General features: G+C 65.5%; 11 protein-coding genes and 1 riboswitch. Of the genes, 5 read left to right on the forward strand and 6 right to left on the reverse strand.

What is annotated here, in order from left to right; genetic code table 11:
• Positions 1–29 precede the first annotated feature (29 nt).
• Positions 30–2,663 carry an alanine--tRNA ligase gene (alaS, locus tag ACFO3A_RS03590; protein WP_377724048.1) on the forward strand — a complete coding sequence of 878 codons (2,634 nt, stop codon included), beginning with the start codon at positions 30–32 and terminating at the stop codon, positions 2,661–2,663.
• 136 nt (positions 2,664–2,799) lie between these two features.
• Here alaS and ACFO3A_RS03595 read toward each other — a convergent pair whose 3' ends face one another.
• Positions 2,800–3,123 (reverse strand): AzlD family protein, encoded by a 324-nt coding sequence (locus tag ACFO3A_RS03595; protein WP_377724049.1) that lies wholly within the window; start codon positions 3,121–3,123, stop codon positions 2,800–2,802.
• Positions 3,120–3,845, reverse strand: coding sequence for an AzlC family ABC transporter permease (locus ACFO3A_RS03600; protein WP_377724051.1), 726 nt, complete (start codon positions 3,843–3,845; stop codon positions 3,120–3,122). The genes ACFO3A_RS03595 and ACFO3A_RS03600 overlap by 4 nt, the downstream gene beginning before the upstream one ends.
• A 135-nt stretch (positions 3,846–3,980) precedes the next feature.
• Between ACFO3A_RS03600 and ACFO3A_RS03605 the strand changes: the two genes are divergently transcribed.
• Together ACFO3A_RS03605 and ACFO3A_RS03610 are read left to right on the forward strand one after the other, a co-directional pair.
• Positions 3,981–4,850 carry a LysR family transcriptional regulator gene (locus ACFO3A_RS03605; protein WP_377724053.1) on the forward strand — a complete coding sequence of 290 codons (870 nt, stop codon included), beginning with the start codon at positions 3,981–3,983 and terminating at the stop codon, positions 4,848–4,850.
• Positions 4,851–4,985: 135 nt separating this feature from the next.
• Positions 4,986–6,095, forward strand: a complete 1,110-nt coding sequence (locus ACFO3A_RS03610; protein ID WP_377724055.1) for an enoyl-CoA hydratase/isomerase family protein — start codon at positions 4,986–4,988, stop codon at positions 6,093–6,095.
• A gap of 178 nt (positions 6,096–6,273) precedes the next feature.
• On the opposite strand, the gene ACFO3A_RS03615 is transcribed toward ACFO3A_RS03610, so the two are convergent.
• A complete protein-coding gene (locus tag ACFO3A_RS03615; protein WP_377724056.1) occupies positions 6,274–7,287 on the reverse strand; it encodes a cytochrome-c peroxidase in 1,014 nt (337 codons plus the stop codon).
• 249 nt (positions 7,288–7,536) lie between these two features.
• On the opposite strand from ACFO3A_RS03615, the gene ACFO3A_RS03620 reads away from it, so the two are divergent.
• Entirely contained in the window at positions 7,537–9,180 is a 1,644-nt protein-coding gene (locus ACFO3A_RS03620) for an acyl-CoA synthetase (RefSeq protein WP_377724058.1), read from the forward strand.
• Between the two features lie 137 nt (positions 9,181–9,317).
• Positions 9,318–9,438: riboswitch (TPP riboswitch) on the forward strand.
• A gap of 107 nt (positions 9,439–9,545) precedes the next feature.
• On the forward strand, positions 9,546–11,420 hold the full coding sequence (gene thiC / locus ACFO3A_RS03625; protein WP_377724059.1) for a phosphomethylpyrimidine synthase ThiC: 1,875 nt from the start codon (positions 9,546–9,548) through the stop codon (positions 11,418–11,420).
• Positions 11,421–11,564: 144 nt separating this feature from the next.
• Here thiC and ACFO3A_RS03630 read toward each other — a convergent pair whose 3' ends face one another.
• The 3 genes from ACFO3A_RS03630 to ACFO3A_RS03640 form a co-directional block, all read right to left on the reverse strand.
• Positions 11,565–13,412: a methyl-accepting chemotaxis protein gene (locus ACFO3A_RS03630; RefSeq protein ID WP_377724060.1), complete on the reverse strand. Its 1,848-nt coding sequence runs from the start codon at positions 13,410–13,412 to the stop codon at positions 11,565–11,567.
• 132 nt (positions 13,413–13,544) lie between these two features.
• Entirely contained in the window at positions 13,545–14,651 is a 1,107-nt protein-coding gene (gene mltB / locus ACFO3A_RS03635) for a lytic murein transglycosylase B (RefSeq protein ID WP_377724061.1), read from the reverse strand.
• Positions 14,648–16,657 (reverse strand): transglutaminase TgpA family protein, encoded by a 2,010-nt coding sequence (locus tag ACFO3A_RS03640; RefSeq protein ID WP_377724062.1) that lies wholly within the window; start codon positions 16,655–16,657, stop codon positions 14,648–14,650. Before ACFO3A_RS03640 ends, mltB begins: the two co-directional genes overlap by 4 nt.
• Positions 16,658–16,660 lie beyond the last annotated feature (3 nt).

Below are 16,660 nucleotides of genomic sequence, written 5' to 3' on the forward strand. Positions count from 1 at the left end.
TTCCCGATCCATCCTTTCCCCTTCCCGCCATGAGCCAACCTGTTTTTACCGTTGCCGATATTCGGAAGACCTTCCTCGACTTCTTCGCCTCCAAGGGCCACACCATCGTCGAATCCAGCCCCCTGGTGCCCGGCAACGACCCCACGCTGATGTTCACCAACAGCGGCATGGTGCAGTTCAAGGACGTCTTCCTGGGCACCGACAAGCGCTCGTACAGCCGTGCCACCTCGGTGCAGGCCTGCCTGCGGGCGGGCGGCAAGCACAACGACCTGGAAAACGTCGGCTACACCGCCCGCCACCACACCTTTTTCGAGATGCTGGGCAACTGGAGCTTTGGCGACTACTTCAAGCGTGAAAGCCTGAAGTGGGCCTGGGAGCTGCTGACCGAGGTCTACCAGCTGCCCAAGGAACGTCTGCTGGCCACCGTCTACGCCGAGGACGACGAGGCATACGACATCTGGACGAAGGAAATCGGCCTGCCGCCCGAGCGCGTCATCCGCATCGGCGATAACAAGGGCGGGCGCTACAAGAGCGACAACTTCTGGATGATGGCCGACACCGGCCCCTGCGGCCCGTGCAGCGAAATCTTCTACGACCACGGCGACCACATTCCCGGCGGCCCTCCCGGCAGCCCCGATGAAGACGGCGATCGCTTCATCGAAATCTGGAACAACGTGTTCATGCAGTTCGAGATGCACGAGGACGGCAGCGTCACCCCGCTGCCCGCGCCCTGCGTGGATACCGGCATGGGGCTGGAGCGGCTGGCCGCCATCCTGCAACACGTCCACAGCAACTACGAGATCGACCTGTTCGACGCCCTGATCAAGGCCGCCGCCCGCGAAACCGGCTGCACCGACCTGGCCAACCCGTCGCTGAAGGTGATTGCCGACCACATCCGCGCCACCAGCTTTTTGATCGTCGATGGCGTCATTCCCAGCAACGAAGGCCGGGGCTACGTGCAGCGCCGCATCGTGCGCCGCGCGATTCGCCACGGCTACAAGCTGGGCCAGAAAACGCCGTTTTTCCACAAGCTGGTCAAGGATTTGGTGCAGCAGATGGGCGCGGCCTATCCCAAGCTGGCCGCGCAGCAGGAGCGCATCACCGATGTGCTGCGCGTGGAAGAAGAACGCTTCTTCGAGACGCTGGCCCACGGCATGGAAATTCTGGACAACGCCCTGGCCGATGGCCAGAAGCAGCTGCCCGGCGAAGTCGCCTTCAAGCTGCACGACACCTACGGCTTCCCGCTGGATTTGACCAACGACGTGTGCCGCGAGCGCGGCGTCAGCGTCGATGAAGCGGGTTTCAACGCCGCCATGCAGCACCAGAAGGACACTGCCCGCGCCGCAGGCAAGTTCAAGATGGACAAGCTGCTGGACTACCAGGGCGCAGCCAACCGGTTCACCGGCTACGAACATCTGGCCGAATCTACAAAAATCGTAGCTCTTTACGCGCAAGGGACGCCGGTTTCAGTATTGAATGCCGGTGAAAGCGGCGTAGTCGTGCTGGAAAGCACTCCTTTTTATGCAGAAAGCGGCGGTCAGGTAGGCGACCAGGGCGTCATCAGCGCCATCGGCGCGGATGGCAGCCGTTTTGCCGTGCAGGACACGCAGAAGATCAAGTCCGACGTCTTCGGCCACCACGGCGTGCTGGCCGCAGGCAGCCTGAAGGTGGGCGATGCCGTGCAGGCCCAGGTCGATGCCGACCTGCGGGCTGCCACCATGCGCAACCACTCCGTCACCCACATCATGCACAAGGCGCTGCACACCGTGCTGGGCGAACACGTCCAGCAAAAAGGCAGCCTGGTGAACGCCGAGCGCACGCGCTTCGACTTCACGCACAACGCCCCGGTCACGGCGGCGCAGATCACGCAGATCGAAGCCCTGGTGAACGCCGAGGTTCTGGCCAACACCGCCACCGATGCCCGCGTCATGGACATCGAAGCCGCCAAGGCCACCGGCGCCATGATGCTGTTCGGCGAGAAATACGGCGAAACCGTGCGCGTGCTGGACATCGGCACCAGCCGCGAACTGTGCGGCGGCACCCACGTGCAGCGCACCGGCGACATCGGCCTGTTCAAGATCGTGGCGGAAAGCGGCGTGGCCGCCGGCATCCGCCGCGTCGAAGCCGTTACCGGCCTGAACGCGCTGGCCTACCTGCAAGGGCTGGAAGCCACCGTCGATGCGGCCGCCGCTACCCTGAAGGCACCCACGGCAGAACTGACCGGCCGCATCACCGGCACGCTGGAGCAGATCAAGGCGCTGGAGAAGGAAGTCGCCCAGCTCAAGGGCAAGCTTGCCTCCAGCCAGGGCGATGAACTGCTGGGGCAGGCCGTGCAAGTGCAGGGCGTGAACATCCTCGCCGCGCAACTGGAAGGGGCCGACGCCAAAACCCTGCGCGACACCCTGGACAAGCTCAAGGACAAGCTCAAGACCGCCGCCATCGTCCTGGCCGCCGTCGATGGCGACAAAGTCCAGCTGGCCGCAGGCGTCACGCAAGACACCGTGGGCAAGGTCAAGGCCGGGGAACTGGTGAACTTTGTCGCCCAACAAGTCGGCGGCAAAGGCGGCGGCAAGCCCGACATGGCGATGGCCGGCGGCACCCAGCCCGCCGCGCTGCCCCAGGCGCTGGCCAGCGTGCAGGCCTGGGTGGCGGGGAAGCTTTAAGCCCTTCGTCGCGGGATAAATTGACCCGGCCAAATTGGCTGCCAGCGCTTGCTAGTCAAGCGCTGGCAGCTATTTTTTTGGTTGTTGCGGTTTTTTGCGGCCAGCCGAGCTGTATGAAAAGACCGCGAACCGGTTCCTAGCCCGCCAGCGCTGCCCAGTGCCGGAACAGCGCTGCCGCCAGAATCCCGGCGGTAATCGCGGGCAGGGGTTTTTTCAGCAGCAGCATGGTGCAGGCGGTGACCAGCAGGGCCAGCCGTGCGCCGTGGTCGCCCTGGGCGGCCAGGGGGGCGAGCAGGGCGATCAGCACCGAGCCGGACATGGCGCGGATGAACTGCTGCACGCGGCGACTGATGGGAACGAAGGCCATGATGAACACCCCGCCCCAGCGCGTCGCCAGGGTGACAACGGCCATGACGAGGATGATGAGCAGGGTGCCCAGGTCGGTCGTGGCGATGTTCATGCGGCGGCCTCTTCCTGCCAGAACGCACCGAGCAGGCCGCCGGCGATGGCTCCGGCCACGACGTGGCTGTTTTCCGGCAGGTAGCCCCAGGCCAGCAGCGATGCCCCGGCGGCCACGGCCCAGATGGCCAACATGCGCGGGTTTTTCGGGCCGCCGATCACCATGGTCAGCAAAAAGCAGCCCATCACCATGTCCAGCCCCCAGCGCACCGGGTCGGCAATGGCGCTGCCCATGAACAGGCCCAGCCAGGTGCCCAGAATCCAGAACAGCCACAGCGCCAGCCCGCCGCCCAGCAGCAGGCCCAGGCCACGGCCCGTTTCGTTGCGGCCCAGCGCCTGGATGGACAAGGCCCAGTTGGCGTCCGAGGCCACCAGCATGACGGCGTAGCGCTGCGCGGGCGGCAGATGGCGCAGCCAGGGGTAAAGGGTGGCGCCCATCAGCAGATGGCGGGCGTTGATGGCAAAGACCGTGATTGCCAGCGCAATCACCGGCACCTGCGTGCCCCACAAATCCAGCGTGGCGAACTGGGCTGCCCCGGCAAAGACCAGGGTACTCATCAGCACGATGGCGCTGCCGCCCAGCCCGGTTTGTACGGCGGCCAGCCCGAAGGCCAGGCCAAAGACGGCGACGAACAGCGAAATCGGCAGCAGGTGCCGAAAGCCATGCCAGACCTCGTGGCGGTTCAGCGTCATCGTTGGGGTGGGGGCGGACAGGGGCGGCACGGGGAGGGCGCTTTCAGAAAATACGGACAGGAACGGACTGGGGCAGGAGCATGGCCCGCTTTGTTCTGTATGAAAAGCGGATAATTCAGCGCATAGCCATCTGAAAAACGAATAGATAAACACCACAGGAACGCCATGACCTTCCCCGACCTGCAAGTGGACTGGCTCAAATGCTTCGTCACCGTGGTGGATGCCGGTTCACTGTCCAGCGCCGCGCCGCAGATGCACCGTTCCCAGTCGGCGGTGAGCATGCAGCTCAAGAAGCTGGAGGCCGCCCTGGGGCGGCAGGTGCTGCTGCGCGGCCCGCGCCAGCACCAGCTCACGCCCGATGGGCAGTTGCTGCTGGGTTATGCGCGGCGCATTCTCGACCTGCACGCCGAAACCCAGGCCGCCTTTCGCGGCGAAGAGCTGACGGGCCGGGTGCGCCTGGGCGTGCCCGATGACTATGCCGCCGCCTACCTCACCCCCGCGCTCAAGCGCTTTGCGCCCCGGCACGGCACGGTCGAGATCGAGCTGGACTGCGAGCAATCGACCTCGCTGATTCCCCGCGTGGAGTGCGGCGATCTGGATCTGGCGCTGATCTCCCGCGACCACGCGCGGCGTGGCACCTGGCTGTTTTCCGAGCCGATGGTCTGGGTCGGCTCCCCGCAGTTCGAGGTCTGGCGGCGCGACCCTTTACCCATTGCCGTGTACGAAACCACCAGCCTGGCCCGCGCCAGCGCCGTGCAATCGCTGGGCTTGCAGGGGCGGCGCTACCGCGTGGTCTACAACAGCTCCAGCCTGGCCGGGCAGATTGCCGCCGTGGAAAGCGGCCTGGCCGTGGCGGCGCTCACGCGGTGCAGCGCCCCGGCGCATCTGCACATTCTGGGCAGCGCCCACGGCCTGGGGCCGCTGGAGCCGATGGAAGTGGCGGCCTACCGCAGCCGTGCATCGCGCGGGGCCAAGGCGGTGGACAGCTTGTACCGCCTGCTGATTCAGACCCTGCGCAGTGCTGAAACAGCGTGAATGGGCATGAATGGCCGTGAGCAGGTTCCGGGATTTTTGTCGCTATTTGCCGCTGCGCAGACAGTTTTTGCGCCGGGGCGGCCAGCCGCTTGCAGTATGGTGCTGGCTTTGCGCCGATCAAGGAGACGAAACACCATGACGCAGACCCCCGAACTGCTGTGCGAAGTGCGCGGCCACGTTGGATTTATCACTCTGAACCGCCCCAAGGCGCTGAACGCCCTGTCCCTGGGCATGGTGCGCGGCCTGCTGGCCCAGCTGCTGGCATGGCGCGACGATGCCGACGTGCTGGCCGTGGCCGTGCGCGGCAGCCACAAGGAGGGCGTTTTCGGCCACTTCTGCGCGGGCGGCGACATCCGCTTCCTGCACCAGGCCGTACAGGACGGCAACCCGCAGGTAGAGGATTTCTTCACCGAGGAATACACCCTCAACCACCTCATCTTCACCTACCCCAAGCCCTACATCGCCTTCATGGACGGCGTGGTCATGGGCGGCGGCATGGGCATCAGCCAGGGGGCCAGCCTGCGCATCGTCACGGAAAAATCCAAGCTGGCCATGCCCGAGGCGCTGATCGGCCTGTTCCCCGACGTGGGCGGCGGCTACTTCCTCTCGCGCTGCCCGGGGCATGTGGGCGAATGGCTGGGGCTGGCCGGCGAGAGCCTGGCCGCCAGCGAGGCCATTGCCTTCGGCTTGGCCGATGCCTACCTGCCCGCCGCCGAACAGGCCGCGCTGTGGGACGCCCTGGGCACGCAAGGCTTTGCCGACGGCGCCGCCGCGCAAGCCTTTGTCCAAAGCCGCACCCAGCCCCAGGGGCCGCAGGCCGTGCGCGACACCGCCGCCATCGACCGCGTGTTTGCCCTGCCCACGGTGCAGGCCATCATCGACACGCTGGAGGCCGAGGCGGCCAGCGCCAGCGATTCTGCCGAATGGGCACAGCAGACGGCGGCGGCCCTGCGCAAACGCTCGCCGCTGCTGCTGCACGTCGTGCTGGAACAAATCCGCCGCGCCCGAGGCATGAGCATGGCCGAAGACCTGCGCATGGAGCGCGATCTGGTGCGCAACTGCTTCTTCCAGCGCCTGGGCCAGAGCGAAACCGTGGAAGGCATCCGCGCCCTGGCCATCGACAAGGACCAGTCCCCGCGCTGGAACCCGCCGCGCATCGAGGACGTGGCCGAGGCCGACTGGCAGGCATTCTTCACCAGCCCCTGGCCGGCGCACAGCCATCCGCTGGCAGCACTGAAGGATTAAGAAAAATAGCTTCTTCCGCTCGATATATATGGATTTCAGACTTGTTTTATTGTGAAATCCACTGTTTACGTGCGGAATAAGCTATTTAATTGGTAGTTCAACCTATTGCCCATAAAAAAAACCGCTACGGCGCAAGTGCTGCCGCAGCGGTTTTTTGCGTCCTCAGGACGTGGCGGGCTTACTTCTTGGCGAAGGGCTCGGGCCGGGGGGTCTTGTCGCTCGAAGGCGGCAGGATGGGCATTTCCAGCTTGGGCTGGTCGCCGGTCAGGGTTTTCAGGAAGGCGACGATCTTGGCGTTTTCAGCCGGAGTGAACACCTTGCCCAGCTGGATGCGGCCCATGGTGTTGACGGCCTCTTCCAGAGTGTCGGCAGCGCCGTCGTGGAAGTAGGGGTAGGTCAATTCCACGTTGCGCAGCGTGGGCACCTTGAAGTTGAAGCGGTCGGCATCCGAGCCGGTCACGGCCGCCCGGCCTTCGGCGGGGTTGTCGGTCTTGTAGGGCTCCACCAGGCCCATGCGCTGGAAGGAGTTGCCGCCTACCGCCACGCCGTTGTGACAGGCCACGCAGCCGCTGTCGCGGAACAGCTTGTAGCCTTCCAGCTCATTTTTGGTCAGGGCCTTCTGGTCGCCCTTGAGCCACTTGTCGAAGCGGGAATTGGGCGTGACCAGGGTTTCTTCAAACGCGGCGATGGCATCGGTCACTTCGCTGATGCTGATCTTGTCTTTCTTGAACACCCGCTTGAATTCGGCCTGGTAGCCGGGGATGGAGTTGAGCATGTCCACGGCCAGCTCGTGGGTGAAGGCCATTTCCATCGGGTTGGCGATGGGGCCGCCCGCCTGCTCCTTCAGATCTTTGGCGCGGCCATCCCAGAACTGGGCCACGTTCATGCTGGAATTGAGCACGGTGGGCGAGTTGATCGGGCCTTCGGCCCAGTTGTGGCCGATGGAGGTCTTCAGGTTGTCGCTGCCGCCCATCGAGAGGTTGTGGCAGGAGTTGCAGGAGATGAAGCCCGATTTGGACAGGCGCGGATCAAACCACAGCTTCTTGCCCAGCTCGACCATCGCCGGGTTGGTGACTTTGGCTGCCGGGATGGGCGAAATCGGTTCGTTGTCGGGCTGCATGGCCCAACCGGGAGCGCTGATGCCTGCGGCCAGCGCAGCGGCCAGCACGAGGGGGCGGAAGGTGTTTTTCATGATCGAACTCCCTATTAAAAAAGTGGTGAAAAAAACAGTGATCTTGTGTTGAATCACAGGGTTGAGCGATGTTTTACGCTTCCTGTAAAACAACCTATCGTTTACCCTAGAATTAAGTTTAGTTGAAACCATATGATAAAAATGGTTATTGCTGATTAAAACGCTAAGGAATCGTTGCAATTCGGCAGAAATTCGGTAGCGCCCCGACGGGGCGCGTTTTCATGAATGATCCACGTGGAGGTTTTGAGGATGACAAGCAAATACGATCAACTGGAGCGAAACGGCGCCAACTTTGCCGAACTGACCCCTTTGGGGTTCCTGGAGCGCTCGGCCAGCGTTTACCCCGAGCGTCTGGCCATCGTGCATGGCGCCTTGCGCCAGACCTGGGCGCAGACCTATGCCCGCTGCCGCCAGCTGGCCCATGCCTTGCAGCAGGCCGGAATTGGTAAAAATGATACAGTCGCCGTGATTTTGCCGAATACGCCGCCGATGGTGGAGGCGCATTTCGGCATTCCGATGGCCGGGGCCGTGCTCAATGCCCTCAATACCCGCCTCGACCCCGAGGCCGTGGCCTTCATGCTCGACCACGGCGAAGCCAAGGCGCTGATCGTCGACCCCGAATTTGCCCCGCTGATTGCCAAGGCGCTGCAATTGCGCGAGCGCACCGAGCCGCTGCTGGTCATCCAGGTCGAGGATGCGCTGTACGGCGATGCTGCCGTGCAGGTGGGCAGCGTCGGCTACGAAGACTTCGTGGCCCAGGGCGACCCGGAATTTGCCTGGGTGCTGCCCGAGGACGAATGGGACGCCATCGCCCTGAACTACACCAGCGGCACCACCGGCAACCCCAAGGGCGTGGTCTACCACCACCGGGGCGCGGCCATCAACGCCATCAGCAATGTGCTGGAGTGGGACATGCCCAAGCACAGCGTCTACCTGTGGACGCTGCCCATGTTTCACTGCAACGGCTGGTGCTTCCCCTGGACGGTGGCGGCCCGTGCGGGCGTGAACGTCTGCCTGCGCCGGGTCGAGGCCAAGGCCATCTTCGATGCCATCCGTGACCATGGCGTCACCCACTACTGCGGGGCGCCCATCGTGCAGTCGCTGCTCATCAACGCCCCGGCGGAACTGAAAGAGGGCATCCCCGCCGGCGTGAAAGCCATGGTGGCCGGTGCCGCCCCCCCCGCGTCGATGATCGAAGGCATGGAGGAAATGGGCTTCGACCTGACCCACGTCTACGGACTGACCGAGGTCTACGGCCCCGCCTCGGTCTGCGCCAAACACGATGCCTGGAACGATGTGGACATCGGCGAACGCGCCCGCCTGAACGCCCGCCAAGGCGTGCGCTACCACCTGCAGCGCGACGTGCGCGTGATGAATCCTGAAACCATGCAGCCCGTGCCCATGGACGGCGAGACCATGGGCGAGATCATGTTCCGCGGCAACATCACCATGAAGGGCTATCTGAAAAACCCGGCGGCCACCGACGAAGCCTTCCGGGGCGGGTGGTTCCATTCCGGCGATCTGGCCGTGCAGTACCCGGACGGCTACATCAAGATCAAGGATCGCAGCAAGGACATCATCATCTCCGGCGGCGAGAACATCTCGTCCATCGAGGTCGAGGACGTGCTGTACCGCCACCCCGCCGTGCTGTCCGCCGCCGTGGTCGCCAAACCCGATGAAAAATGGGGCGAAACGCCGTGCGCCTTCCTGGAAATCAAGGCCGGGGCGAATGTGACGGAAGCGGACATCGTTGCCCACTGCAAACAGCATCTGGCCGGCTTCAAGGTGCCGCGCCACATCGTGTTTGGCGAACTGCCCAAGACCAGCACCGGCAAGATCCAGAAGTTTGAGCTGCGCAAGCAGGTTGGGTCGAGCAGCGCCATCGGCGTGTAAATCGGCTGGCGCATTGACGTGAAGGCTTCCGGCGCTGTAGCAGCGCCGGAAGCCTTGTTCATGGCGTCTATGCCCAAAAGCGTTGCAACAGCTTTAACCGTCGTAGTCCGGTGGGGAGGGCGGGATGGCTATACTGGCCGCTTGCTCCGGGGTGCATGAAGGAAATTTTTCCAGGCGTGCTGAGATGGCGGCCCAAGCCGCTGAAACCGCGAACTTGATCTGGTTAATACCAGCGTAAGAAGAGCTGCCATTGGGAATGGGATGGAAACGTGCGCCTTGCTGCCAATGCGGGCGGTGCGTGCTGTCGGTTCCCGATCGATTGCGGAGCATGTCCTGTTTGTGTGATTCCCAAGGAGACTGCCGCAATGAATGCCCCCGACAATTTCGTCCAACTGCTCGCCCGCACGCGCGAGTCCTTCCCCGCCTCCACCAAGTCCTACATCGCCGGCAGCCGCGCCGATCTGCGCGTGCCGGTGCGCGATATTCAGCTGACCAACGGCGAGGTGGTCAGCGTCTACGACACCTCCGGCCCCTACACCGACCCCACGGCCACCATCGACGTGAAAAAAGGTTTGGAAAGCGTGCGTGCCGCCTGGATTGCCGAGCGCGACGATACCGAACAGTACGAAGGCCGCAAGCCCGTTGCTTTGGACGACGGCAGCAAGAGCGAGGACGCCGCCCGCCTGGCCCAGCTGCGCCAGGAAGCCGCCGCCCTGCAACGCCAGCCGCGCCGTGCCAAGGCCGGCGGCAACGTGACGCAGATGCACTATGCCCGCAAAGGCATCGTCACCCCCGAGATGGAATACGTCGCCCTGCGTGAAAACGGCAAGCGCGAGTGGATGGAGCAGTACATGCAGGATGCTGCCCGCGAAAAGCGGCTGGCCGGCAACCCCCTGGGCGCGATGATTCCCAAGGTCATCACCCCCGAATTCGTGCGTGACGAAGTGGCCCGGGGCCGCGCCATCATTCCCGCCAACATCAACCACCCCGAGGTGGAGCCGATGGCCATCGGCCGCAACTTCCTGGTCAAGATCAACGCCAACATCGGCAACTCGGCGGTGACTTCCAGCATCGAGGAAGAAGTCGAAAAGCTGGTCTGGGCCATCCGCTGGGGTGCGGACAACGTGATGGATCTCTCGACCGGCAAGAACATCCACACCACGCGCGACTGGATCGTGCGCAACAGCCCCGTGCCGATCGGCACCGTGCCGATCTACCAGGCGCTGGAAAAAGTCGGCGGCATTGCCGAAGACCTGACCTGGGAAATCTTCCGCGACACGCTGATCGAGCAGGCCGAGCAGGGCGTGGACTACTTCACCATCCACGCCGGGGTGCGGCTGGCCTACATCCACCTGACGGCGGCACGGCGCACGGGCATCGTCTCGCGCGGCGGCTCGATCATGGCCAAGTGGTGCATGGCGCACCACAAGGAAAGCTTTTTGTACGAGCACTTCGAGGACATCTGCGACATCATGAAGACGTACGACGTCGCCTTCAGCCTGGGCGACGGCCTGCGCCCCGGCTGCGCCAGCGACGCCAACGACGAAGCGCAGTTTGCCGAGCTGCACACCCTGGGCGAACTCACGCAGATCGCCTGGAAGCACGACGTGCAGACCATGATCGAAGGCCCCGGCCACGTGCCCATGCACATGGTGCAGGCCAACATGACCGAGCAGCTCAAAACCTGCCACGAAGCGCCGTTCTACACCCTGGGGCCGCTGACCATCGACATTGCCCCCGGCTACGACCACATTGCCAGTGCCATCGGCGCGGCCATGATCGGCTGGTTCGGCACCGCCATGCTGTGCTACGTCACGCCCAAGGAACACCTGGGCCTGCCCGACCGCGACGACGTCAAGCAGGGCATCATCGCCTACAAGATCGCCGCGCACGCGGCCGACGTGGCCAAGGGCCACCCCGGCGCCCGCGCCCGCGACGACGCCTTGAGCCAGGCCCGCTTCGATTTCCGCTGGCAGGACCAGTTCAACCTGGGCCTGGACCCCGAAACCGCGCAGGAATACCACGACGAAACGCTGCCCAAAGATGCGGCCAAGGTGGCGCACTTCTGCTCCATGTGTGGGCCGAAGTTCTGCTCGATGAAGATCACCCAGGAAGTGCGCGAATTTGCCGCCGCCAAAGGCGTGGCCGAGGCCGAGGCGCTGGCCGAGGGCATGGCCGCCAAGGCCGAGGAATTCAACCGTGCGGGCGGGGAGTTCTATATCCCCATTCACAAGGCTTGAAAAAAATAGCTGCTTGCGCTGATGAATAAAGGATTTCAGATGGTTTTCTATCTGAAACCCTTGATAGTAAAGCGCAAGAAGCTATCGGAATAATGAAAAAGCGGGCCATGACAGCCCGCTTTTTTTGTCTGCATTTTGGGATTGTCAGAAGGTTTCCCAATCGTCCTCATGGCCCGATGCCGAGGGGGCCGGTTTTTTCAGGGCCGGCGCTTGCAGGCTGGGGGTGGCGGCCTTGGGCGCCGGTGCAGGCGATGCCTTGGGGGCTGCGGGCCGGGCCGCCGGTGCCTTGCTGGTTGCGCTGGCGGAGGGCAGCTTGGCAGGGGCGGCGGCAGCGGGAGCCGCTGTGCGCAGCGGGGCTTTGGACACCTGGGACATCTGGGGCGTGGCGGCCGCTTGCGGGCGGCGCAGGGCAGCGCGGTTGGCGTCCTGTTCGCTCAGGCGGAACTGGGCCACCACGTCGATCAGGCGGGCGGCCTGCTCGCGCAGGCTGTCGGCAGCGGCGGTGGATTCTTCGACCAGGGCGGAGTTTTGCTGCGTCATCTGGTCGAGGCGGTGCATGGCTTCGCTGACCTGGCCGATGCCCTGGCTTTGCTCGGACGTGGCGGCGCGGATTTCGCCAATGATGTCGGTCACGCGCTGCACGCTGGCCACGATGTCGCCCATGGTGCTGCCGGCGTTGCCGACCAGGCTGGTGCCGCTGTTGACCTGGGCGACGGAGTCGTTGATGAGCTGCTTGATCTCCTTGGCCGCCTGGGCGCTGCGCTGGGCCAGGGTGCGCACTTCGCCCGCCACCACGGCAAAGCCCCGGCCTTGTTCGCCGGCGCGGGCCGCTTCCACGGCGGCGTTCAGCGCCAGGATGTTGGTCTGGAAGGCGATGGAGTCGATCACGCCGATGATGTCGCTGATCTTGTTGCTACTGGTATTGATAGCGTCCATGGTGCTGACCACCTGGGCCACCACCTGTCCGCCGCGCCCGGCCACTTCGGCGGCCGAGGTGGCAAGCTGGCTGGCCGTCTGGGCCGAGTCGCTGGTCTGGCGCACGGTGCCGGAGATTTCCTCCATGCTGCTGGCGGTGGCCTGCAGGTTGCTGGCCGTGTCCTCGGTGCGGTGGGCCAGGTCGTTGTTGCCCTGGGCAATTTCCGTGGCGGCGGTGGCGATGCTGTCCGAGGCATGGCGCACCTCGGTGACCAGACGGCGCAGTGCCTGCACCATCTGCTCCAGGCCGTGCAGCAGCGAACCGGCTGGCGCGGCGGGGATGGCAACGTCCAGGCGGCCCTGGGCCACTTCGTCCATCACCGCCATGGCCTGGGCGGGGTCGCCGCCGATCTGGCGTGTGACCGAGCGAAACACGGCAAAGCCGATGGTGGCCACCACCAGCATGATGACCAGCACCAGTGCCAGATCTTTCAGGATGACGGTGCGCACCATGGCGTCGATGTCATCCATGTACAGGCCGGAGCCGACCATCCAGTTCCAGCCGTCGATGCGCACCGCATGTTGCAGCTTGGGCACCCAGGCGGTGCTGCCCGGGCGGGTGAACATGGCGGGCACGAAGGCCTGGCCATTCTGGTTGGCCCGGATGGTGTCGGCCAGCTGCTTCAGGGCATCCCGTCCTTCGCCGTCCTTGAGCTTGCCGCTCATGTTCTGGCCTTCCCACTCCGGCTTGATGGGGTGCATGACGCCGACCAGATCCATCGTCCAGATGTAAAGGTATTCCGTCTTGCCGTCGGCGCCGCCGTAGCGGGTCATGCGCAGCGCCTGCTTGGCGGCGTCTTGCGCGGCCTCCTGGCTGATGGCGCCGCTATCGGCCAGGGCCTTGTAGCCCGCGATGATGCTGACGGCCGATTGCACGGCGGTCGAGAGGGTGGCCTTGCGCTCCTGCATGATGAGCGAGCGCTCCTGCAGGAGTGCCAGGGTGGCCATGGCGATGAGTGCGACCAGCGCACTGGCCAGCATGAGCAGGATCTTGGCTTTGAAGCTGAGTTTTTCCATGGAGGTCGGAGTTTGTGGGAAATCGTTGGGGGAAGGGGGGAAGATTATCCACAATCTACACAGGAAGAAACTGTTGCTGTCTGCCTGCCAGGGAACGGTGTGCCGTTGACTGGCACGCCGTGCCTGTTGTGGTTATGGGGTGGGGCCGGCTGGAGCCGTGCGCGGGGTGACGGGCAAGGCCGTCCTGCCTTCCCGGGCAGCAGCCACGGCCTGGCCCAGCTCGTACACCGCCAGGGCGTAGTAGCTGGACCAGTTGTAGCGGGTGATGGTGTAGAAGTTCTGCGTGCCGACGATGTAGCTGGGCGGGTTGCTGCCGTTTTTCAGTTCGATCAGCGCCAGCAGGCCGGGGTGCTGCTGGCCGTCTTGCGGGGTCACGCCCAGCGCGGCCATGGCTTCGGGGGTAAAGCTGGGCCGGATGTCCGGGGCCAGCAGCGTCGGCAGGTCCAGCGTACCGGCATCGAACACCGGCAGGTAGGCCACGGGCAGGCCGCTGACCCAGCCGTGCGCCTGGAAGTAATGGGCGACCGAGCCGATGGCATCGGCCACGCTGTTCATCAGGTCGATGTGGCCATCGCCGTCGAAGTCCACGGCCCATTGCTCCTGGCTGCTGGGCATGAACTGGCCCAGGCCCGTGGCCCCGGCATAGCTGCCCAGCGGCTGGCCGGGGTCGGTGCCTTCGCGCCAGGCGGTGGCCAGGAATTGCTCCAGCTCCCCCTGAAAGTAGGCCTGGCGCTGGGCCGCGCGGGGGTGGGCCTGGGGAAAGTCGAAGGCCAGTGTGCTCAGCGTGTCCAGCACGCGCAGATTGCCCATGTGCTGGCCGTAGATGGTTTCCACGCCGATGATGCCGACGATGATGCTGGCCGGTACGCCATAGGTGGTCTCGGCGCGGGCCAGGGTGTCGGCGTGGCGGTTCCAGAACTGCACCCCGGCGCGGATGCGGATCGGCTCGACGAAGCGGTTGCGGTAGCCGGCCCAGTCGGGCGCAGTGCTGGTGGCCTTGGGCGCGGGCGTCATCAGGCGCGGCACCTGGGGCAGAAAGCGGGCCTGGGCCAGCTGGTGGGCGACCCAGTGGGCGCTCATGCCCCGGCGTTGGGCGGCTTCAGCCACCCAGGCCTGCACGTCGGCGCGTTGGCTATAGGGCGGGCGGGGGGCGGGGGTGGTTTTTTTCGGCGCAGCACAGGCTGGCAGCAGGGCGGCAGCCACAAGGCTGATCCCGATCAGGCGAAGCAGAGATTTCATGTTTTTGGTGGTAGGGGCGGCCAGCGCACGGCCCGCAGGCTGCGGCGCAGGTGCGACAGGCTGGGGCGCGGCTGGCGGTCAGGCGCATAGCGCCATTGTTCCATGGCCAGCAGCCAGTCCTGGGCAGATTGGCTGCTGCTGCCCCAGCGGGTGTGCAAGGCTGCGGCCAGCTGGCGCGGCCCCAGCCAGGCGGCATCGGCCACGCCCAGGGCGATCAGGCGCTGGCGGGCCTGGCCCAGCAGGCGCAGCCAGGGGTCGTGCTGGCGCAGCCGGTGCCAGCGCAGCGCAGCGGCGCCCGCAGCCAGCAGGGCCAGCAAGCCGCCCAGGGCGATGCCGATGCGCGTGATGGAGAGGCCGCCGAGGTCGAACTTGTTGAACAGGTTGTTTTGCCGGGTGCTGTTGTAGTTGAGTACCCAGTCGTTCCAGCGGTAGTTCAGCGCCTCCCAGTTGGAGCGCAACTGGCGCAGCACGTCGATGCCGATGACGCGCCCCACCGTGCCGGAGAGCAGGGTGGGTGCAGGTTCCAGGCGTTGCAGCCGTTCGACCCGGTCGGGCGCGATGGCGGCGGTGGGGTCGATGCGCAGCCAGCCCTGTTCGGGCAGCCAGACTTCCGTCCAGGCATGGGCATCGCTCTGGCGCACCGTCCACAGGCCATCGACCGGGTTGCGCTCGCCGCCCTGGTAGCCGGTGACGATGCGGGCGGGGATGCCCGCCGAGCGCATCAGCACGGCAAAGGCCGAGGCAATGTGTTCGCAAAACCCGCGCTGCACGTCGAACCAGAAGGCATCGGCGGTATCGCGGGGAAAAACGCCGGGCGCCAGCGTATAGACATAGCCGCCCGTGCGCAGCTGCTGCAAGGCCGCCTGGATGAGTGCCCCGTCGTTGTCGCCATGCTCCTGGCGCAAGGTCTGGCCCCAGGCCCGGGTGCGCGGGTTGCTGTCCGCCGGCAGGCGGCGCAGGGCGGCCTGCCGGGGGTGGTCCAGCACTTCGGCATAGCGGTAGCGCAACCGGGCCTGGGCCTGGTAGCGCAGCACCTCGGTCACGGGCTGGGGCGTGAGCCATTGCGACTGGCCCCCCGGACGCACCTGCCGCTGGGCCAGCACGGGCGGCTGGGCCGTGGCATCCAGGGTCAGCAGCCAGCGCTGGCGGTGCGGTTCCAGGGTCACTTCGTAGGCCAGGGCGTCGTCTTCGGCGATGACGGGCGGATTGTCGGCATGGCGCAGCCAGGGGCTGGCGCTCCAGTTGCGGCCATCGAACTCGGTCAGCACCGGGCCGCGAAAATACAGCCGTGCCTGCGGCGGCAGGCCATCCGCAAAGCGCACGCGCAGGGCGATGCTGCCGTCCTGCGCCAGTTCGGCCACCTGGCCGACCTGCATGTCCTCGGACAGCCCGGTTCTGCCTTGCAGGTGGTCGCCGGGCAGGCCCCACAGCGGCGGCAGGCGCGGAAAAAAGACGAACAGCAGCACCATCAGCGGCAGTCCCCACAGCAGCAACTGCGCCGCCTGGCGCAGCAGTTGCGCCAGGGGCGGCTGGCCCACGGGGCGGTGGGCGTTGATGAGCGCGGCCAGCAGCAGCCACAACGCCAGCAGCGCCGCCAGGGCCGTGAGCAGGCTTTGCGATTGCAGGAAGACCGTCACGAGGCTGAAAAAGCCCAGAAAGAACACCACCATGGCATCGCGGCGGGCGTGCATCTCCAGGGTTTTCAGGGCCAGCAGCAGCATCAGCAGCGTGGTGCCGGCCTCGGCCCCGACGATGCTGCGAAACTGCAACGCCGTGCCCCCCACTGCCAGCGCCAGCAAAGCGGCCCGCAGCCAGCGTCCGGGCAGGGCACGGCTACGCCAGGCCAGGTGCGCCCGCCACAGTAGCAGGCCGACGGCCAGGGCGCTGGCCCAGACGGGCAGATAGGGCAGTTGCGGCAGCAGCACGCAGGCGGCGGCCAGCACGGCCAGCAGACCGTCGCGGGCGCTGCGCGGCAGGGCGTGCAGGGTGGGCAGCAAGGCGGGCATGGC

This window comes from Comamonas nitrativorans (assembly GCF_042654765.1).
Lineage (GTDB): Bacteria > Pseudomonadota > Gammaproteobacteria > Burkholderiales > Burkholderiaceae_C > Comamonas > Comamonas nitrativorans.